Here is a 19,623-nt window from a genome sequence, read left to right as displayed (position 1 = left end):
CGGGTCGTGCCCTGAAACGGTCCTGAAACGGCCCGGAAGCGGCCCGGAAGATACTTGGACGGGATTTCCGCTACTGCCCGACCGCCGGCCCGTCGAGCGGCGTCACGTCCAGATAAACGTTGGTTGCCGTGTAATCGTTGGCGCCGCTGACCCAGGCGAAACTGTCCCGTCCGGCATAAAACAGAAATCGGAATGCGACAGGACTCCCGGCGAAAGCCAGCCCCACACCCTGCCGCCGCTCGCCCGCGACGACACTGAAGATAAGTCCGTTCAGCGCCGCGGGGGCGAAGACATCAACGACGGACGAGGGCTGCACAGACGAAGACGAGCGGTCGGCGGCGGCGGAAGCGACGGCAAAGCCTTCCGCCTGGGAATCGTACGGATTGACCCGCAAGGTGTGCAGATCGAAGCTGTCGCCCTTGGCCAGGTAACTGAGCCGGCCTTTCCTGAGGCTGAAAGGCTGGCCGCTGTCATGGAACCGCGCCCGGGAGAGGTCAACGAGCATCGCGCGGCCGGCGCTGATCACCTCGGCCCGCCTGCCGCCCGTGATAACCAGCGCGGTGTTGGCGCCTACGCCGATACCCCGTTTTATCGCCAGCTTGCGCATGGCCTCCAGGCTCGCGGCGAATCGTCCATGCGTGAAGTAATGCTGGTCAATAAACCAGTGTCCGGGCAGCAAGCCAAGACCGGGGTGCAGCGCCTGGTCCGACAGCCCGTCGCGCAACGCCGTGGCGGCACCGATGCCGGTGGCAAGGACAAACCGGCCGACGTTGGCGCCGGCGATCACGCCGCCACCGGCATGCACTTCACGGATTGCCTCCAGCATGGGGGTCGCCGCGCCGCCAGGTTCATAGAGCGTCCGGGCAATGTATTGCGGTGCGCCGCCAGTGAAAAAAATGCCGTCGGCGCTCCTGACCCTGGCCAGCAAGGTTTCGTCGCGCACGGCCCGGCGGTAATCAACCCCGATGGCCTCCGCCTTGGGCGAAATCGGGATTAACGCCGCCGAGGCGCCGTGGTCACGCAGCGCCCGCACGGCGAAACCGCCGTAGATTCGCGGGCGGCCGGTGGCAGTGGGAAATACCGCGAACCGGGCGCCCGGACCGCCGGCCAGCGCGACGATGCGTTGCCAGGCGAGCCGGTTGTCATAGCGCAGGACACCGCCGACCAGCACGATGGCGCCCGGTTCGGCGGCCCTGGAAGCAGCGCACGCGACCGCCAACAAAATGCCCGACAACAAGGCGGGGCAGCTTTTCAGCGTACGCATTATGCGGAAGATATACCGGCGTACCCTACACCCGCGGCGGATGGCGGCACTTCGCTCATGCGCCCGAGCTGCAGCGATCTGACCACGACCAGGAGGCTGGAACCCGCCATCAGGGCCGCGGCGAAGATCGGCAACAACAGTCCGCTCGCCGCCAGGGACAGCGCCACGACGTTGTAGCCCAGGGCCCAGGCGATGTTGGCGTAGATCGTCCGGCGCGCCAGGCGGGCGAGCCGCAGCAGCCAGGGCAGTTGCTCCAGCGCGCCTTCCGGCAAGACGACCTCCGCCGTCTCCCGCGCCAGGTCGGTCGCACCGCCCACCGCGATGCCAACGCTCGCCGCCGCCAGCACAGGGCCGTCGTTCATGCCGTCGCCGACCATCGCGGCGGGGCCGTGCCGCCGCGTCCAATCCCGCAACGCGGCGACCTTGTCTTCGGGCGAGAGCGCGCACCGCCAGGTTTCGATGCCGACCGCTTCCGCCACGCACCTGACGGCCGCTTCGGTATCCCCGCTCAGCAAGCCAGTGACCAATCCGCCGCGCCCCAGTGCCGCCACCGTCGGCTCGGCGCTGGCCGAAAGCGTGTCCGTCAATCCCAACCGGCCCCGCACTGCGCCTTGCCAGGCGACATAGACCGGCGTATCGGCATGCAGGGCGGTCATGCCCTGCTCCCTGAGCCGTGCCGGAACAGCCCAGCCCAGCGCCTGCATCAAGGCTGCCGACCCCATCGCCGCGGCATCGCCCTCATAACGGCCGACTACACCCTGGCCGGGCCGGGCCTGGATATCCCGGTGCGGCAACGGTTGCAGCCGCATGGCTTCGGCCGCATGCCGGATACCCGCGGCCAGCGGATGCTCCGAGCCCTGCGCCAAACCCGCGGCGCGGCGCAGCAACTCCTGCCGCGAAGCGCCGACCGCCAGGCACTGGCGCAGACAAACGGCGCCGCCGGTCAAGGTCCCGGTCTTGTCAAAGGCGACCACCTGGATGCCGGCCAGGCGCTCCAGCACGCCGCCACCGCGGAGCAGTATGCCCCGTTGCGCGGCCTGCCCCAGGCCGATCGCGGTCACCAGCGGCGCCGCCAACCCCAACGCGCAGGGACAGGCCACCACCAGCACCGCCAGGGCAGCCAGCAGGCCGCGCTCGAAGCTGCCCTGGTGCCAATAGAACAAGGTCGCCAGGGCCAGCAGGATCACCAGGGGCACGAACACGGTCGCGGCACGATCGACGATCTCGCCGACCAGGCTCTTGCGGTCCAATGCCTGGCTCACGTAACGGCCGATCTGACCCCAGCGGGTGTCGGCGCCGACTGCCGTGGCGCGCACCAACAGCTGACCGGCGCCATTGACGCTGCCGGCATACACCGGGCTCTCAGGCCGCTTGGCGCGGGGATCGTGCTGACCGCTGAGCACTGCCTCGTCACAGTGCGAGCACCCCTCCAACACGACGCCGTCCACCGGCAACCGCTCGCCGGGACGCACCCGCACCACGGCCCCGGGCCGGATATCCCGTACCGCCTGTTCCCGGTCTCCGCCGTCAACGACGACAGTCGCCCGCGCCCGTTCCGGGGCCAACATAGGGGCCAGGCTGCGCGCCGCCCGGGCGCGACCGGCCGCCTCCAGGTAGCGTCCCACGGTGAATAACACCAGCACCATGCTCACGGTGTCGAAATAGACCGCATCGGCGCCGGCGACGACCTGCCAGGCGGAATAAACGTAGGCCGACGACGCGCCGATAATGACCAGAATATCGGCGTTCGCGCAGCCCTGCCGCACGGCCTGCCAGGCGCCGTACAGGAAAGGCTGGCCCAGAATGATCAACACCGGCGTCGCCAGCGCCCAAAGCAGGACGTGAACGATCCGCACCAGCCGGCCCTCCTCCGGACTGAAAGTATTAGAGTACAGCAGCAGGCTGAACAGCATAATGAACATGGCCAGGAACGCTCCCACCCCAAGTCGCACCAGCAACCAGGCGGCCTCGGATTCCTCCCCCTGGCCGCGACCGACCTGGAAGGCCAGGCAACAGCCATAGCAGCAGAATCGGTAGGTTTCGCCGTCAATCTCCCGTTGCTGGCCGTCCCTGCGCACCGGCAGGTGGCAGTGGCTACACCCCATGGGCAGCTGGACTTGCGTGCCAGGTCAGCTCCGGAGCCGAGACGGAGTGACTGTGCCCGCCGCCCGGCACGGCGCCGCGCACCAGCGTGATCAAGCCGAAGACGACGATGAACAGACCGGCGATGCGCACGCCCCGCAAGCGCCAGTTAAAACCCAGCCGGGCGGCGCCGGCGCCGCCGGCCAGCAGCATGGCGGGAAAGGTGCCCAACCCGAAGGCAGCCATGATCAGCAGACCGGGCAAGGGGCCGCCGCTGGCCGCCGCCTGGGCGGCAAAGGCATACACCAGGGGGCAAGGCAAAAAGCCGTTGAATACTCCAAATGCCAACGGCGCGGCAGGACCGGGCGCTTTCAGCACCTCGCGCAGGGCCTGCGCGAAAAACTGGCCGCCCAGACCGGGCAGGCCGGCGGGTTTGCGCTTGAGATACCCCAAGTGTTGCAAACCGATAAAGATCATCAGCGCGCCGGAGATCAACGCCAGCAGGCGCTGAGCGGTTATCACCGGGTTGTCGGCCGCATGCAGGATCAGGGCAGCGCCCAGGGAACCGGCCAGGGCGCCGAGGAAACAGTAGCTGCAGACCCTGCCGGCGTTATAGATCAGGTGGCGCCCAAGGGTGGCGGCATGCCCGCGTCGATCCCGGCCCAGTGCGCAGGCAAAGCCACTACACATCCCCAGACAGTGAAAACTGCCGGCAAAGCCGGCAAGACCGATCAACAGGTAAGGCCACACCTATGGGGTAAGACCTTGGGTAAGGCCACGCCTACCGAAAATGCAGCCAGATCATCCACAGCCCGAAACCCACGAACATGGCCAAGGAAACGATCAAGCTGATAAGCGCTACCGATGGCATCGGTCCTCCCCTAGTTGAGACCAAACATCACGCCGAGAACGTTGAAAGCGACCTCGGAGAACAAAAAAACCAGATTTACGATGGCCAATCCCATGACCACTTTGAAACCCCACATTAGTCGTTCCTCCTAGAATGGACGCTCAATAATCGCCCAGACCCGGCCCCAACTCGTTGTGGCCAGGCAATGCCCAGTACTCAATGGCGTAGTACGCCGCCCAGACCAGCATGATCACATGCACGACCCACAGCCAGCCGTTGATCTTGCCATGGCGAGCAGCCACAGTGCCCGTCTTTTCCAGTGCGTCTTCGTGGGAATTGCCGGACAGGTTGCCAGGGGGCTTTTCGGCCCACTCGTCCCGAGTGTCTATTTGCTCATTCATGATCGTCGTTTTCCGCTTCCGCTTCCAGTACCTGATGTTTGATATCTTCGATATTGTTGAACTGACCCGACATCACCGCCCAGATGAAGATAAACACAGCCCCCAGGCTCATGAAAAAAGCAACCAGGAATTGCCATGCGGTCAGTCCGAGCATGGGCCTATTTTACCCGATCCTGCAATTTTGCCGCCTTGCCTTTGGGCTCAATGAACTCAAAACCCTTTTTGTTGGCCCAGGCTTCGCCGGCGTAGCGGGTCTTGTCCGCGGCTACGCCGCCGGTCACGGCTTGGCCATCCTTAAAGCGCACGGTGGTCTGATAGGCCATGCTGGATTCCGGGGCGGTCAGCTCGGGATCGTTCAGCGCCTGACGGTCGGGGTCCGCGATCTGCAACGATTCTCCGGTCAGGGGATCTTTGAACGACGACAGCGTAAGCACGTAATAGGACAACGCCCAACGCTCCTCTTCGGAGATGGAATCGGCATAGGAAGGCATGGGCGTACCGTTAATGCCGGTGGTGATGGTGCGGTAGATGTCCTTGACGCCGGCGCCGGACTTGAACAATCCCTTGGTCAGGTTGGCCGGCGGGATCCAAAAGCCGAAGTCGTCTTCCATCTGGTCCGCCTTCTCGCCGTCGCCCTTGCCCGTGTCGCCGTGGCATTCCCAACACTTGGCGTTTTGCCAAGCCTCCTTGCCCTGCGCCACGATCTCGGCCGAGGCGTCCGGCGGATGCCCCAGGTAAAAGGGCTGCTCCGGCCGTTCTTCCGCAAAGTAGGCGTAGAGATTGTCGGGATCGCTACGGTCCACGGACAGCTTGTACTTGATGTACTGAATCGCCGCCATGCGATCCTTGTTGGACAGCATGTGGAATGACGGCATCGCCGTGCCGCGCACGCCGCGGTTCAGGGTTCGCATCAAATCGCCGTCAGTGGGCAAAGAACCGGTCGGGGTGACGCGGAACTTGAACAGGCCGTACTGAAAATTGCGCGGACGCACCTCGAGGAAGGTTGCCGCCAGGCCGTTGCCGTCGCCGGAGGCGCTGTGACAACCTTCGCAACGGCGCCGGTACACCTCCTGGCCGTGGTCAATCAACTCCTGCGATTGCGGAATCGTCATCTCGTTGATTTCCAGCCGATGCGGGAAAAACAACTCGCGCCACTTGCCCCGGTTGGTGCCCAGCTTCTGCAGGTAGGCGATCAGATTGTCCAACCGCTCGGTACTGGCGACCAATTCCACCGTCTTGCCGTCGTATTCGTCATTAGGCGTATGCAGGACCGGGTACTTGCCCCGCTCCCGGACGAAGACGAGCCCCTCCGGGTTCGGGGTCAGCAGGATCTGCTGCGAGGAAGAGAAGTCGAACAGCTTTTCGGTTTCCGAAGTCTGTTCCACGGTCCTGTTGCCTTCGCCGTCTTCAACGACCCGGGCCGGGCCGTAAGGGCCTTCGAAAAACTGAGTAAATCGCGGCATGATCGAGTCCGCCACCACCATGCGCGGGTCCCAAAAATGGGCCAGGTGCCAGTCATCGCCGTACTTCAGGCCAACCCGAGACAAGTCCGGGCCGATACGCCGGGTCGAGAACATATGCGGCAGGTCAAAGGCGTATTCGCCAGCCTGGGCAACGGGCCCCCAGCGCCGACTCTCTCCCGCTATCGGACGCACGAACTGGGAATGGCAGTACCAGCAACCCTCGGCGATGTAAGTCTTGCGACCGTCGGCCTGTTCCGGCGTGTAATCGGTGGCGTCGCTGACCATCCACTTGAGTTCGCCGATGTCCGTGCGCACCACCCGAGTCACCTTGGTATCCCAGGACTGCGGCACCACGGCCGGCAATATCCCCTGCACCAAAGTAGCCGCCGAAATACAGGCCACCCCCGCGCCCAGAGAGATGATGCGCGTACTGCTCATTACGCGGAACCTTGGGCCGGCGCGGCAACCCCGGCCGCCGGCTCGGCGCGAGTACTGGGCGCCGCCGACAGCGCCGTGCGCATCAAGTTATAGGCCAGCAACGAGATGCCGATATCCATCAGGGCGCCCGCGATCGTGCGCACCAGCCAGTAGGGCTTCATCGCGACCACCGTATCCACCCACTCCGCGCCGGCCATCAGCATGTAGCCCTGCTCTATCCCCTGCGCCGACAGCCCGATACCCATCAGGGAAATGCCGCAGGTGATCAGCCAGAAGGACCAGTTGGCCAGGTTGAACGACCACAGCGGCCTGCCGCACAGGCGCGGCCAGACGTACACCAGTCCGCCAATGGCCCAGACCACAAAGGTGCCGAAGACGGTAAGATGCGAGTGACTGATCACGAAATCGGTAAAGTGAGTCGGCTCCTGGATCGAACGCAGGGCCTCGGTCGAACCCTGGAAACACCCCAACAGGTACATGATCGAACCCATGATCATAAATTTGGCGCACAGATTCTGACCGAAATTGTTCCAGCGCCCGATCATCGTGCCGAAGAAATTCTGCAAAACCGTCCACACCGGGATAATCAACAGCATCGAAGTGATGATCGCCAGGGTCTCGGCCCAGTCGGCGAAGGGGCTGTACAGGTAATGGTGCAACCCAACGAAGGGATAGAACACCGCCAGCGACCAGAACCCGATCATGGACAGCTTATGGCTGTAAACGGGATTCTTGACGCTGGCCGGCAGGAAATAATAGATCAGCACGTAACCGGCCGGCGTAATCCACAGCCCGACGATGTAGTGCAGAAACAGCCCGTGAAAGGCGGCGTTGTTAATGCCGGGAATGGCATAGGGGATCACGAAGCCGAGCAGCAAGTTGGCGACGGTCCAGACCAGCGCCGCCACCAGGTACCACAGCGCGACGTACATCGGCCGGATCACCCGCTTGGCGACCGTCATGATGACCTGGAAGGTCATGATCGCGACCGCCGTGAAGAACATGATGTCCGGGATCAACGGCAACTCGCCAGCCTCCAGGCCCTGGTTGTATCCCAGCAGAAGCGAGATCATGCCGACCACCAGCGCGGCGTTCCACAGCCACAACAGCGGGTAACCCCAGTGCGCCTTGTAAACCGCGGTGCCGGTCAGGCGCGGCAACAGGTAGAACACCAGGCCCACGAACAAGGTCGAGAATGCCCCGAATATCACCCCGTTGACATGCATGGGGCGCAAGCGGCCAAAAGTGAGGTATTCATTCTGGCCCAGGTATTCCGGGAAATTGAACATGGTCGAGATGGTGATCCCGACCGAAGGGGCGAACATCAGCCAGACGACGCCCCATAACAGCCACTGCCGAATTAGCTTGTAGTCGGTGATCTCATCGTAGTTGATGCTGCTGCCGCTACCGCCCGCTATGCTTTCTGCTGTGCTTGCCATCTCCCCATGCCTGCCTCGTTCTTGCTTATCGTCGTTCGCATCGCTGAAGACTTCCTGCGCCGCCTCACGACGCCTGGAACCATCTTCTCAACCGACCGGGCCGACAGACCGCCGAACACGGAGGGCTTCCGAAGATGCCCCCCCAGAGTTCTTACCTGTCGTCCGCTCCCTACAGAGCGAGCGCCCCCTTCAAAAGAAGCGCCCGCCCGGCAGAGTCAGCGACACCCCCTCAGTGCCGCCCCGGTTCGAGCTTGGAGCCGCGGTTGGCCCAATAGGCGTAGGCTTCCAACGCCTTCATGGCCGGGCCGTCCGGATCGATCTTCTCGCCCTCTTGAGGCTTTTCGATGCACCAGTTGACCATGTCGCGGAACGTCGCGAACTCGCCCATCTGCTCCTGAAACTTCGGATAGCCCTGCGGATGCGCATCGGCAGTATCCGGGTGGCACATCGCACAGGCCGCCCCCGAGTTGGACAGGTTGACCCCCAACTCCTTCTGGGAAGCCGCGTCGCCGTGCCAGAGCAGATCGCCGAGCCGCACTTGCGCCATGAACTCCTCTTCAAAAGCCTGCAACTGCTCGGTCGTGTGCTTTTCCTTGTGAGCCATCACGACATTGGCGCTCATGACCAGACCCAATGCCAGCGCACCGCTCAGAACCGAAAGCAAGTAAGATTTGTGTTTGCTTTTCATCGCTCGCCCCTCCTTACTTGTAAGGCCACATCTTGTCAGCGATGCGCCGACTCAAGATCTGATTGTCATTGTCGCCGGTTCCGGAATCGGCCGTCGCCTCGGCAAAGATATGCTCCGCCTTGCGCCACATCTTGTAGGTGTTGGCCGCCTTGCCGTTGGTATCCATGCCGATCAGAGACCAGCCGACGCCGTCGAAGTGATCGCCGGGATCGACCCGGAGCATGGGCTTGGTCAGCGCGGGCACGCCCTCCGGCGCGTAAGGCCACGGCCAGGAGGTCGCCAACATGCCGATCGAGCGCATGCTGCCGATCTCGTTGTACAGCACCTGGTGAACGTGACCGTGGATATTGGTAACGTTGGTGTAGCCGTCGAGGATCTCGTGCACCTCGCGCCAGTCCCGCACCCAGAAGTTCCACGGCGGATAGTACTCGTAGAGCGGATTATGGGTGAACAGGATCATCGGATCGCCCTTCGGCCAGTCGGAGACGGCTTTCTGCAACCACTGCAACTGCTTGGGTCCCAGTCCGGACCAGGGGCCGGCCACGGTACCGTCCAGCACCTCCATGTGAGCCATGCGCTCCTTCGGGCTCATCTTCTTGACCGACCAGTAATCCGGCGCCTGGCCGACGGTGTTGAGACCGATCAGGCGCACGCCCTTGTGGTCCTTCTTCCAGGGCGACTTGCCGAAATCCTTCTCCCACTTCTTGCCCAGGTCCAGGTACCAGTCATGCTCGCCGGGAATGAACAGCTGCTCGACCTTCAACTCCTTCAGCAGCTGCTTGCCCAGTTCCAACTCCACCGGGTCGCCGCGTTGCGCCAGATCGCCGCCGAAGATCATGAAATCCACCGGCGGATTCATGGCCTGCACCTCTTCGATCGCGCGCTTCGTTTTGTCAACGAACCGCGTGTTCACATCGGCCGGATAAAGATGGGTATCGGAGATCCAGGCGAAGCGAAACGGCTCGGACACCGCCGCCGAAGCGACATCTATCGTGTTGATCAGCGGGAACCAGCCGTAGGCCGCGGCGCCCACGGCAGTGCCGCCGACTATAGACCTTCGCAGAAAAGTCCGGCGGGTAATCCGGGTGGTTGCATCGGGGCGCTTGCCTGGAGCGTTCAACTCCCGATGCATCGTGCGACGAACATCATCCAACTCGCTCATGACGAAATACCTCCTAACTATTCTTTCCGCATGACCTCCAAGAGGAGGCCTGCCGCTTACTTCTTCAACTCCACGACGACCTCGGCCGCTTGCTCGGCTTCCACCTTCACGGCGGTCTCGGTCGCTCCCGTCAAACGTTGCCAGACGACCAGGGTATAGTCGCCCGGCGGAACATCGGTGATATTGAACGTGCCGTCCTCGCCGCTGAGGGCGTAATAGGGATTGTCGGCGACGTAAATATGGGCCAGCATCCAGCCGTGGGCATCGCAATCCACCTTGACGATGCCGGGCTTTTTCAGCTGTCTGGTGATGGTTTGACCTTCGTTCGGCAAGGCCAGGTTAAACGCCGTGCGCCGGCCATAGTAGCCATGCGTGTTGTGCAACACCGGGTCCGAGTTGACGATATCAATATCGCCCCGCGGCATAATCTGGACCTTCGGCTCGAAGCGGCAAGCCTTCTGATCCAACACCGGCTTGGCGGTGGCATCGCCCCAGGCTTTCCCCTCCTTGACGCCCTTGAGATAAACCACGGCCTGCCGCACGCTCTTGTCTTCGGTGACCAGAATCTGCGGTTCCTTGCGCTTCGCGCCGCAGATCTCGGCATCCTTGGTCGGGATGATCGTCTTCATCGGAACCGTGCCGTTAAACACGACCTTGCCCTGAATCGAGCCGCCTCCCGCCACATCCACTTCCTTATAGGCATTCGCCGCGCCGGCGACAAACAGCAAAGCCGTTGCGGCAACGCGCAAAACCGGCGCCTGACAACGACTTAAGACCAAAGAAGGGGAATGCGCCTCGCCGACGGGAGCCCGCCGGGCGCATGCAAAGGTATTCAAAGTGTCAAAGGTGTAGAAGCGATGTCTCATCATGACCTCCTCGCATGACCTCCTAAGCGAGAACAAAGCAACAACCTCTCAGCCCATGCCTGCCATTAGAAGGCAGTACTCCCCGCTTGTCAACCCCCCCCTTTTTCAACCCCCTTAGATGCCTGTACAGATGCCCCCGCGGATGTACACGTAGAGAGACCCCGCCCGGACACTGAAAGCCCCATACACGGCCTTGGCCGGACGGCGGCGGCTATGTACACTAGCGCCTGCATCCCGACGACGAAACGCGACGCGCAATCCTCATGCAATGCCCCCGATGCCAGTTCGAGCGGATCGGCTACAGGCCGACCTGCCAACAGTGCGGCATCAAATTTCACGAGTACTACCAGAAGCGCCGCGCCCAGAAAAAGGCCAGCATAGAGAGCGAAGAACCGGTCGAGTTCGACGAAAACGCGACGGCCGGCATAAAGGATATCCTTCTGTTCCCCGGCAGCGGACAGCAAATCGCCGGCTTCGTTTTCTGCCGGGCGGCGCTGCTCGCGTTCCTGGCCTTCGAGGGGCTGCGCATGATGGCCACGCCCATTGAGGACAGGACGGGAACCGAGCTTTTCATGCACCTTGTGCACCTGCCCTTTCACGAGGCGGGCCACACCATTTTCGCCATACTGGGCAACGATTTCATCGCCTCGGCGGGCGGCAGCCTGGGCCAATTGCTCATGCCGGCGATCTGCCTGGGCGTGTTTCTGCTGAAGCACAGCAATACCTTCGGCGCGGCCATGTGCGGCTGGTGGCTCGGCCAAAGCTTCGTGGACATGACCCCGTACATCAACGACGCCATCCACGGCGACCTGCCCCTGCTGGGCGGCAACTACGGCCATACCTCGCCCTACGGGGCCCACGACTGGGAGTACCTGCTGACGGAAACGGGCTTGCTGTTTCACTGTCGCGAAATTGCCCTGGCGGCCCATTGGGTGGGCTCGGCAATCATGATCGCGGCGCTGGTCTGGGGCGCGCTGGTACTGTTCGAGCAGTTCCGGCTGCTGCGCGGCTGAGCGGGCGTTCAGGGCACTACGGGGCGCTACGAGGCGCCATGCCCGGGGCGGCGCCAGCCGGAGGCCAGCCGGTGGGCGGCGCGGGTGGTCTCCGGGAGGCGGTAGCGGGTACAGCAGGCCAGGGTGTAGCGCTCGGCGGCGGCCAGCGACACCCGGTGACCGCCGGATACGAACAGGGGGCTGACGCCGGCGCGGCTGCGCAACACGGTGCCGATGCGTTCGCCGTCGTGCAGCAACGGGCTGGCGCTGCCTTTGGCCCTGGCCGGTTCGCGGTAACTGCCGACCAGCCGGGATTTGGCGACGCCGACGCTCGGCAGGCCGGTAGCGACGCCGAGGTGGCAGGCGATGCCGAAGCGCCGCGGATGGGCGAGGCCCTGGCCGTCGCAGAGCACCAGGTCCGGGGCGCGGCGCAGCCGGGCCAGGGCGTCCAGCAGCACCGGCAACTCGCGGAAGGAGAGGTAGCCCGGGATGTAGGGGAAATCCACCGGGCGCGCGACCAGAGCCCGCTCCAGGATCTCGAGCCCGGGGAAAGACAGCAACACGACGGCGCCGCGGGCGGTGCTGCCGCCGTCGGCGAAGCCCACGTCGGTCCCGGCCACGGCGCGCACCGGGCCGAAGTCGTCGTCGGTGCGGACCGCGGCGCGCAACTCCCGTTGCAGCCGCCTGGCCTGCGCCAGGTTCGGGGCTTTCGCGCGAAGGGATGCCATGGCCGGCTCCGGCTTATGTAGCACAGCCCGCGACCGATGGGAACCGGCCGGTCTCGCGTCGGCGCGACCGCTGCCGGGAATCGTTGCGTTGGGCGCGGGGAGTGGGTATAGTAGAGGGTATGTACGCTACTCGCGCATGTCTTTTGTTGTCGTTGCGGACGGCAGACCGCGTCCAGGTCTGGCCGTTCCCGCCCCTGCTGTTGCCCTGACAGGGCAACCCGATTCCACACATAATCTTTACGCACCCCGCCGGGCATGGCCCCCGGAATGGCTTGAGGGCGCCCGCGCGCGCCGGGCGCCGGGCGGGGCAGTAAACTATCGCCCCGGGGCGAAGGCCCCGGACGCTCTCCGGAAAACGAGTCTCCGGAGAACGAAGTTGGGAGAAGGAACTTGAACGAGGACAGACTGATCGTATTCGACACTACGCTGCGGGACGGAGAGCAGAGCCCGGGCGCCTCCATGACCCGCGAGGAGAAGTTGCAGATCGCCAAGGCGCTGGAGCATATGCGGGTGGACGTGATCGAGGCGGGGTTTCCCGTGGCCAGCCCCGGCGATGCCGAGGCGGTGCGGGCCATCGCCGGGAGCGTGAAAAACAGCACGGTCTGCGCCCTGGCCAGGGCGGTGGAAAAAGACCTGGAAGTGGCGGCGGAAACGCTGCAAGGGGCCGCCCGTTCGCGCATCCATACCTTCATCGCCACCTCTCCCCTGCACATGCGGGTCAAACTGCAGATGACGCCGGAGCAGGTGTTGGAGCGGGCCGTGCAAGCCGTGCGGCTGGCCCGGCAGCACACCGACGACGTGGAGTTCTCCCCCGAGGATGCCGGGCGCTCCGACTTCGATTTTCTGTGCCAAGTGGTGGAGGCGGTCATCGCTGCCGGCGCCCGCACCGTCAACATCCCGGACACGGTGGGCTACAACCTGCCGCACCAGTTCGGGGCGCTGATCGGGAAGCTGCGGGAACGGGTCCCGAACGCCGACCAGGCGGTGTTCTCGGTGCATTGCCACAACGACCTGGGGCTGGCCGTGGCCAACTCCCTCGCCGCCGTGCTGCACGGCGCGCGCCAGGTAGAGTGCACCGTCAACGGCCTGGGCGAACGAGCGGGCAACGCGGCGCTGGAAGAAGTGGTCATGACGGTGCGCACCCGGCGCGACGTGTTCGCCTGCGACAGCGGCATAGACGCCACGCAGATCGTCCATTGCTCGCGGCTGGTGTCCAACGTAACCGGCTTCCCGGTGCAGCCCAACAAGGCGATCGTGGGGGCGAATGCCTTCGCCCACGAGGCGGGCATCCATCAGGACGGCGTACTCAAGCACCGCGGCACTTACGAGATCCTCCGCCCGGAGGACGTGGGCTTCGGCACCAGCCGCATCGTGCTGGGGAAGCATTCCGGCAGAAACGCGCTCCGCGCCCGGCTGGTGGAATTGGGGCTGGACCTGGACTCCGAAGAGGACTTGAACACGGTCTTTACCCGCTTCAAGCAGCTCGCCGACCGCAAGCACGAGATCTACGACGAGGACTTGCAGGCGCTGGTATCGGATGCGATCCAAAGGACTTCGATGGAGCGCATCCGGCTGTTGCAGCTGCGCGCGCAACTGGAGATCGGCGAGACGCCGACAGCGTCGGTGACCCTGCGCGTGGACGGAACGGAGCGCAAGATGACGGCGCGGGGCAGCGGCGCGGTGGACGCCACTTTGAAGGCGGTGGAGGGCATCGTCGAGTCGGGCTGCGACCTGCAGCTGTACTCGGTCAACAACATCACCACCGGCACCGACGCGCAGGGCGAGGTAACCGTCCGGCTCTCCAAAGACGGGCGGATCGTGAACGGCCATGGGGCGGATACGGACATCGTGGTCGCCTCCGCCAAGGCGTACATCAACGCCTTGAACAAGATCCTGGACGGCGCCATCCGCATCCACCCGCAGGCGGCAGCATCGGTATGAACCTGTCGGCGATGCAGAAGCGGTGCCTGGCGGAGATGGGCATCCGGGTATGGCGCTTGCGCCGGGACGGCGGACGCGGGGCGGCGGCGGGGCCAGGGGAAGCGGCCGCCGCCGCGCCGGCGACAGAGGCAAGGCCCGCGACAAGACCTGCGACGGGGGCCGCGACTAATGCGAAGGCGGCCGCCGCGCTGGCCGCCCTGGGCAAGGAGGTGGCGCAGTGCCGCCGCTGCCCGCTGCACGAAGGGCGGACGCAGACCGTGTTCGGCGTCGGCGCCGCCGCCGCCGACTGGTTGGTCGTCGGCGAGGCGCCCGGGGCCGAGGAGGACCGCCAGGGCGAGCCTTTCGTCGGCCGCGCCGGGAAGCTGCTGAACGCCATGCTGGCGGCCATAGATCTGCGCCGCGAGGAGGTCTATATCGCCAACATCCTCAAGTGCAGGCCGCCCCGAAACCGCGACCCGCGCCCGGAGGAAAAGGCGCAGTGCATGCCGTACCTGGAGCGTCAGATCCGCCTGGTCGCCCCGCGCATCGTGCTGGCGATGGGCCGGGTGGCCGCGCAGGCGCTGTTGCAAAGCGATACGCCCATCGGGCGCCTGCGCGGCCAGCGGCACGAGTTGCCCGGGCTTGGGATCCCCGTGGTAGTGACTTACCATCCCGCCTATCTGTTGCGCGCCCCGCACGAAAAGCGCAAGGCATGGCAGGACCTGCTGTTCGCGGTGCAGATCTGCAAGGAGGTTTGAACGCAACCCATGAGCGCGATATGAGCGCGATCGCCGAGGCCCTCGTTCACCGTTTCCGCCTCATGACCGAGGACGACCTGGAACGAGTGCTGGAAATCGAGCGGGACTCCTACCGCTTCCCGTGGACGCGGAAAAACTTCCTCTCCTGCCTGCAGGCGGGATACTGTTGCTGGCTCATGGAATGCCGGGGGCAGCTGGACGGCTACGGCATCATGGCGGTAACGGGCAACGAGGCGCATGTCTTGAATCTGTGCATCCGCCTCGCGGTGCGGCGCGGCGGCCTGGGGCGCACCATGCTGCTGAACCTGCTGTCCGTCGCCGCCAGCCGGCGCGCCTGCCGGATTATTCTCGAGACCCGGCTCTCGAACACGGCCGCCCTCGGCCTGTACCGCAGCGCCGGGTTCCGCGCGGTGCGCCTGCGGGAAAATTATTACCCGGCGGCAAACGGCAACCGCGAGGACGCGCTGGAATTGTCGCGGGAGTTGCGGCGCGACTCTTCCCTGCCCCGCTTCCGTAAGCCGCCGGCAGTGCCGCTGTGAGCGCCCCCGGGGCCAAAAGCCGCGCCGCCCTGCCGCAATTCCAGGTATCGGAGGACTTGATCGGCAATACGCCGCTGGTGCGGCTGTGCCGGCTAACCAAGGGGCTGCAAAGCACGGTCCTGGTCAAGATGGAGGGACAGAACCCCGCCGGCTCGGTCAAGGACCGGCCCGCGATCGGCATGCTCCGGGGGGCGGAGCGGCGCGGCGAGATCCGCCCCGGCGACGCCCTGGTCGAACCTACCAGCGGCAACACCGGCATCGCCCTGGCCATGGCGGCGGCCATGCGGGGCTACCGGATGAAACTGGTGATGCCGGAAAACATGAGCCTGGAACGCCGCGCCGCGATGCAGGCATTCGGCGCCGAGATCGTGCTGACCCCCGAGGCAGGCAGCATGGAAGCGGCCATTGACCGGGCCCGGGAAATGGCGGCGCGGGGGGAAGGGCGGCTGCTGGACCAGTTCGCCAACCCGGACAATCCGCGGGCGCATTACGAGGGCACCGGCCCGGAGATTTGGCGCGACACGGGCGGCAGGGTGACGCACTTCGTGAGTTCCATGGGCACGACCGGGACCATCATGGGCGCGGGACGCTACTTGAAAGAGCAGGACCCCGGGATCGCCATCGTCGGCGTACAACCCAAAGCGGGCAGTTGCATCCCCGGCATCCGCTGCTGGCCCAGGGAATACCTGCCGAAAATCTACGACCCCGCGCGGGTGGATCGCCTGCTTCAGGTAAGCCGCGAGGAATCGGAGGCGATGACCCTGCGTCTGGGGGCGGAAGAAGGCATCTTCGCCGGGATCTCCTCCGGCGGCTGCGTCCATGCCGCCCTGGAGCTGGCGAAAACGCTGCAAGACGCCTTAATCGTGGCAATCGTCTGCGACCGCGGCGACCGCTATCTCTCTACCGGCCTGTTTTCGCGCCGGCAAGCTTAGGGCGCCCGGAGACCTCCATTGCGCGACGTACTCGCCTTCGATATCGAGACCATCCCCGATGTGGAATTGGGCCGGCGGCTCCACGGTCTGGAGGACGCGCCCGACTCGGACGTCGCGGAGATCCTCTTCAGCCAGCGCCGCCAGCAGAGCCGCGGCGGCAGCGATTTCCTGAGCCACCCCCTGCACCGGGTGATCGCGATCTCGATGGTGCTGCGCAACCGCGACCGACTGCGGCTGTGGTCCATCGGCGAACCGGAGACGCCGGAGCGGGAATTGCTGCTGCGTTTCTTTGAAGGCATTGAACAGTTCAAGCCCGACCTGGTCTCCTGGAACGGGCACGGCTTCGACCTGCCCGTGCTGCACTACCGCTGCCTGCGGCACGGAGTCAGCGCGCCGACCTACTGGGACACCGGGCGCCTGCACAACGATTTCCGCTGGAACAACTACCGCAACCGCTACCACGGGCGCCACACGGACCTGATGGATATGCTGGCGGGCCACCAGCTGCGCGCCAGCGCCACCCTGGAAGAGACGGCGCGGCTGCTGGGGCTGCCCGGCAAGTACGGACTGCAGGGCGACGAGATCTGGCGACGCTACCTGGAGGGCGACATGGACGCGATCCGGCAGTATTGCGAGATTGACGCGCTGCTGACCTACCTGATCTACCTGCGCTACGACCTCATGCGCGGCCTGCTGTCCGACCGGCGTTACGAGGAGGAAATCAAGCGGGTGCGGAAGCTGCTGAAAGAAAGCGACGGGGAGCACCTGCGGCGGTTCCGTGAAAACTGGCCCGCGCCCGAGTAACACCGGGGCCGGGCGGAATCAAGGCGCCCTCTCCTGCCTCTGTCTTCTATTCGCGCTGCTGGCGCCGGCCGGCTGCTCCGCGCCTCCCGACGGGGAAACGATCCGCTTCGGCCTGCCCCTGCCGCCGACCACGCTGGACCCGCGCCAGGCCAGCGACGCCATCTCCTACCGCATCTGCCGCCTGCTGTACCGCTCGCTGGTGGACTTCGACGAAACATACCGGGTGGTGCCGGCGCTGGCGGACTGGCGCCGCCTGGGTCCCCGACACTACCGCTTCGCCCTGCGCCAGGGCGAGGGGCGGCGCTTCCACGACGGCACCCGCCTGGTCGCGGGCGACGTCAAGGCCACCTACGACTCCATCCGGGAACGGCGCGGCCGCTCGCCCCTGGCAGGCACCCTGTCCGCCATCGAGCGCATCGAGGCGCCAGACGCCGACCGAATTGATTTCTTCCTCTCCCGCGAGGAGCCTTTTTTCCCCGGTTTGCTCACGGTGGGGATCCTGCCGCGGGCGCTGCTGGCCGACGATCATCCCTTCCACGAACGCCCGGTGGGCAGCGGCCCCCTGCGCTTTGTGGCGCGCACGGAAGAAGGCGGGGTATCGCTGTTGCGGGTGGCGGACGGCCAGCGGATCGAGCTGGTGCCGGTGCGGGAACCGGTGGTGCGGGCATTGAAGCTGGCGCGCCGCGAGCTGGACCTGCTGCAAGGCAACATGCCCTACTCCCTGCGCCCCTGGTTGCAACGACAGCAGGACCTGCACAGCGAGAGCGCGCCGGGGAACGTCTTTACCTACCTGGGCTTCAACCTGGAGGACCCGGTGGCCGGCGCCGCCCGCATCCGCCAGGCGATCGCCCACGCCATCGATCGCGACGCCATTGTGCGCCACCTTATGCACGGCGAGGCGCGCAAGGCCAGCACGGCCATGCCCGCCGATCACTGGCTGGCGCATCCCCTGCTGCCCGAATACCGCTACGACCCGGAGCGGGCGCGGCGCCTGGTCCGGGAGGCGGGATATTCCGCGGCGCGGCCCCCGAAACTGGTGTACAAAACCTCCAGCGACCCCTTCCGCATCCGGCTGGCCACGGCGATCCAGCACCAATTGGCGCAGGTGGGGATCGAAGTGCGCATCCTGCCCCACGACTGGGGCAGTTTCTACGGCGACATCACGGCGGGGCGCTTCCAGTTGTACAGCCTTTCCTGGGTGGGGCTCAAGATGCCCGACTTCTACCGCTACGCCTTCCACAGCGACTCCATGCCGCCGGCGGGCGCCAACCGCGGCCGCCTGAACGACCCGCGCGTGGATGCGCTGATCGAGCAGGCCGAGCGCTCGCAGCGCGCCGCCGAACAACTGCCGCTCTACCGCCGGCTGCAAGAACGACTGCACGAACGGTTGCCCTACGTGCCCCTGTGGTACGAGTCCCACATCCTGGTCCGGCGCAGCGAGATCGCCGGCTACCGGCTGGACCGCGACGGCAGTTACGACGGCCTGGCGTCGGTGCGCCGGGAACCGCGCGCAGATCGGCGATGAAGCGATGAAGCAAGGCGCGGAGACGGGGACCGGGTCCGCGGTCGAGATCTTTCTGGACCGGCAGCGGCTGCTGCTGCGCGAACGGGACAGGGTGATCGCGGAATATCCCGTCTCCACCTCCGTGAAGGGCGCCGGCGAACGGTGCGACAGCGAGCGCACGCCCCGCGGCAGGCACGAGATCGTCCAGAAGATCGGCGACGGCTGCCCGCCCAACGCCGTGTTTGTGGGACGCGAGCCCACCGGCGAGATCTACAGCGCGGAGTTGGGGCGCCAGCACCCGGGGCGGGACTGGATCCTGACCCGCATCCTGCGGCTGGCGGGCATGGAGACCGGATTCAACCGGGACGGGGACGTGGACACCTACCGGCGCATGATTTACATCCACGGCGCGCCGGACGGCGCCGCCATGGGCGTACCGGGCTCGCGCGGCTGCATCCGCATGCGCAACGCCGACCTGCTGGCGCTGTACGCGGCCGTGACGGTGGGCACGCCGGTGCGGATCCGCGAACAGTAGCGCGCGGCGGGCGCCTGCCGCGCCAGGGGCCGCTTCGCGCTGCGCGAACTGCGCCCGCGGGCGCCGCCGGACGACGGCAACGCCTGAGAGGCAAAGCCTGCCCCGAGGCCGCGCCGCGGTCGTTTTCCTGCCGTGATGCGGGTATAATCGCCGGGTAACCACGGAAGGTAGGCTATGACACGGAGGATCAGAACATGACACAAGCGAACATGGAACTGTTGGACGCGCTCCGGGACGCGGGCGCGGCAGACGATAAGG

The 19,623-nt window shown here is 65.5% G+C and carries 19 protein-coding genes; 8 read left to right on the top strand and 11 right to left on the bottom strand.

Translation table 11 applies throughout. The annotated features are described in order from the left end of the window. Positions 1 to 70: 70 nt before the first annotated feature. The 10 genes from OXU43_00570 to OXU43_00525 all read right to left on the bottom strand — a co-directional run bounded on the left by OXU43_00570 (position 71) and on the right by OXU43_00525 (position 10,656). On the bottom strand, positions 71 to 1,264 hold the full coding sequence (locus OXU43_00570) for a cyanophycinase (protein MDD9823672.1): 1,194 nt from the start codon (positions 1,262 to 1,264) through the stop codon (positions 71 to 73). Then, positions 1,264 to 3,369, bottom strand: coding sequence for a heavy metal translocating P-type ATPase (locus OXU43_00565; GenBank protein ID MDD9823671.1), 2,106 nt, complete (start codon positions 3,367 to 3,369; stop codon positions 1,264 to 1,266). The genes OXU43_00570 and OXU43_00565 overlap by 1 nt, the downstream gene beginning before the upstream one ends. After that, entirely contained in the window at positions 3,359 to 4,096 is a 738-nt protein-coding gene (locus tag OXU43_00560) for a sulfite exporter TauE/SafE family protein (protein ID MDD9823670.1), read from the bottom strand. The genes OXU43_00565 and OXU43_00560 overlap by 11 nt, the downstream gene beginning before the upstream one ends. Before the next feature lie 261 nt (positions 4,097 to 4,357). Next, the gene (locus tag OXU43_00555) at positions 4,358 to 4,597 is read right to left on the bottom strand and encodes a hypothetical protein (GenBank protein MDD9823669.1); all 240 of its coding nucleotides are present in this window, start codon (positions 4,595 to 4,597) and stop codon (positions 4,358 to 4,360) included. After that, positions 4,590 to 4,751: a cbb3-type cytochrome oxidase assembly protein gene (locus OXU43_00550; GenBank protein ID MDD9823668.1), complete on the bottom strand. Its 162-nt coding sequence runs from the start codon at positions 4,749 to 4,751 to the stop codon at positions 4,590 to 4,592. Before OXU43_00550 ends, OXU43_00555 begins: the two co-directional genes overlap by 8 nt. Positions 4,752 to 4,755: 4 nt before the next feature. Next, complete coding sequence (locus OXU43_00545) at positions 4,756 to 6,498, bottom strand: cbb3-type cytochrome c oxidase subunit II (GenBank protein ID MDD9823667.1); 1,743 nt, start codon at positions 6,496 to 6,498, stop codon at positions 4,756 to 4,758. After that, positions 6,498 to 7,937, bottom strand: coding sequence for a cbb3-type cytochrome c oxidase subunit I (locus OXU43_00540; GenBank protein ID MDD9823666.1), 1,440 nt, complete (start codon positions 7,935 to 7,937; stop codon positions 6,498 to 6,500). Before OXU43_00540 ends, OXU43_00545 begins: the two co-directional genes overlap by 1 nt. A gap of 229 nt (positions 7,938 to 8,166) precedes the next feature. Beyond that, positions 8,167 to 8,625, bottom strand: coding sequence for a hypothetical protein (locus tag OXU43_00535; GenBank protein ID MDD9823665.1), 459 nt, complete (start codon positions 8,623 to 8,625; stop codon positions 8,167 to 8,169). Between the two features lie 13 nt (positions 8,626 to 8,638). After that, positions 8,639 to 9,787, bottom strand: a complete 1,149-nt coding sequence (locus tag OXU43_00530) for a metallophosphoesterase (GenBank protein MDD9823664.1) — start codon at positions 9,785 to 9,787, stop codon at positions 8,639 to 8,641. Positions 9,788 to 9,843: 56 nt separating this feature from the next. Beyond that, positions 9,844 to 10,656: a carboxypeptidase regulatory-like domain-containing protein gene (locus OXU43_00525; protein MDD9823663.1), complete on the bottom strand. Its 813-nt coding sequence runs from the start codon at positions 10,654 to 10,656 to the stop codon at positions 9,844 to 9,846. 260 nt (positions 10,657 to 10,916) lie between these two features. Between OXU43_00525 and OXU43_00520 the strand changes: the two genes are divergently transcribed. Continuing rightward, entirely contained in the window at positions 10,917 to 11,666 is a 750-nt protein-coding gene (locus OXU43_00520) for a zinc ribbon domain-containing protein (protein MDD9823662.1), read from the top strand. Between the two features lie 26 nt (positions 11,667 to 11,692). Here OXU43_00520 and nfi read toward each other — a convergent pair whose 3' ends face one another. Continuing rightward, on the bottom strand, positions 11,693 to 12,373 hold the full coding sequence (gene nfi, locus OXU43_00515; protein MDD9823661.1) for a deoxyribonuclease V: 681 nt from the start codon (positions 12,371 to 12,373) through the stop codon (positions 11,693 to 11,695). Positions 12,374 to 12,763: 390 nt separating this feature from the next. Here nfi and OXU43_00510 point away from each other — a divergent pair, with 390 nt between their 5' ends. The 7 genes from OXU43_00510 to OXU43_00480 are packed head-to-tail and all read left to right on the top strand — an operon-like array spanning position 12,764 to position 19,365. Next, positions 12,764 to 14,314: a 2-isopropylmalate synthase gene (locus OXU43_00510; GenBank protein MDD9823660.1), complete on the top strand. Its 1,551-nt coding sequence runs from the start codon at positions 12,764 to 12,766 to the stop codon at positions 14,312 to 14,314. Further along, positions 14,311 to 15,051 (top strand): uracil-DNA glycosylase, encoded by a 741-nt coding sequence (locus OXU43_00505; protein MDD9823659.1) that lies wholly within the window; start codon positions 14,311 to 14,313, stop codon positions 15,049 to 15,051. Before OXU43_00510 ends, OXU43_00505 begins: the two co-directional genes overlap by 4 nt. Positions 15,052 to 15,071: 20 nt before the next feature. Then, positions 15,072 to 15,590, top strand: a complete 519-nt coding sequence (rimI, locus tag OXU43_00500; GenBank protein ID MDD9823658.1) for a ribosomal protein S18-alanine N-acetyltransferase — start codon at positions 15,072 to 15,074, stop codon at positions 15,588 to 15,590. 29 nt (positions 15,591 to 15,619) lie between these two features. After that, positions 15,620 to 16,522, top strand: coding sequence for a cysteine synthase CysM (gene cysM / locus OXU43_00495; protein MDD9823657.1), 903 nt, complete (start codon positions 15,620 to 15,622; stop codon positions 16,520 to 16,522). An 18-nt stretch (positions 16,523 to 16,540) separates the two neighbouring features. Continuing rightward, the gene (locus tag OXU43_00490; GenBank protein ID MDD9823656.1) at positions 16,541 to 17,326 is read left to right on the top strand and encodes a 3'-5' exonuclease; all 786 of its coding nucleotides are present in this window, start codon (positions 16,541 to 16,543) and stop codon (positions 17,324 to 17,326) included. Next, a complete protein-coding gene (locus tag OXU43_00485; protein MDD9823655.1) occupies positions 17,301 to 18,851 on the top strand; it encodes an ABC transporter substrate-binding protein in 1,551 nt (516 codons plus the stop codon). The genes OXU43_00490 and OXU43_00485 overlap by 26 nt, the downstream gene beginning before the upstream one ends. A gap of 4 nt (positions 18,852 to 18,855) precedes the next feature. Then, on the top strand, positions 18,856 to 19,365 hold the full coding sequence (locus tag OXU43_00480; GenBank protein MDD9823654.1) for a L,D-transpeptidase: 510 nt from the start codon (positions 18,856 to 18,858) through the stop codon (positions 19,363 to 19,365). Positions 19,366 to 19,623: the final 258 nt, after the last annotated feature.

It is taken from the genome of Gammaproteobacteria bacterium (assembly GCA_028817255.1).
Lineage (GTDB): Bacteria > Pseudomonadota > Gammaproteobacteria > Porifericomitales > Porifericomitaceae > Porifericomes > Porifericomes azotivorans.
This window is presented reverse-complemented; position numbering and strand designations above follow the sequence as displayed.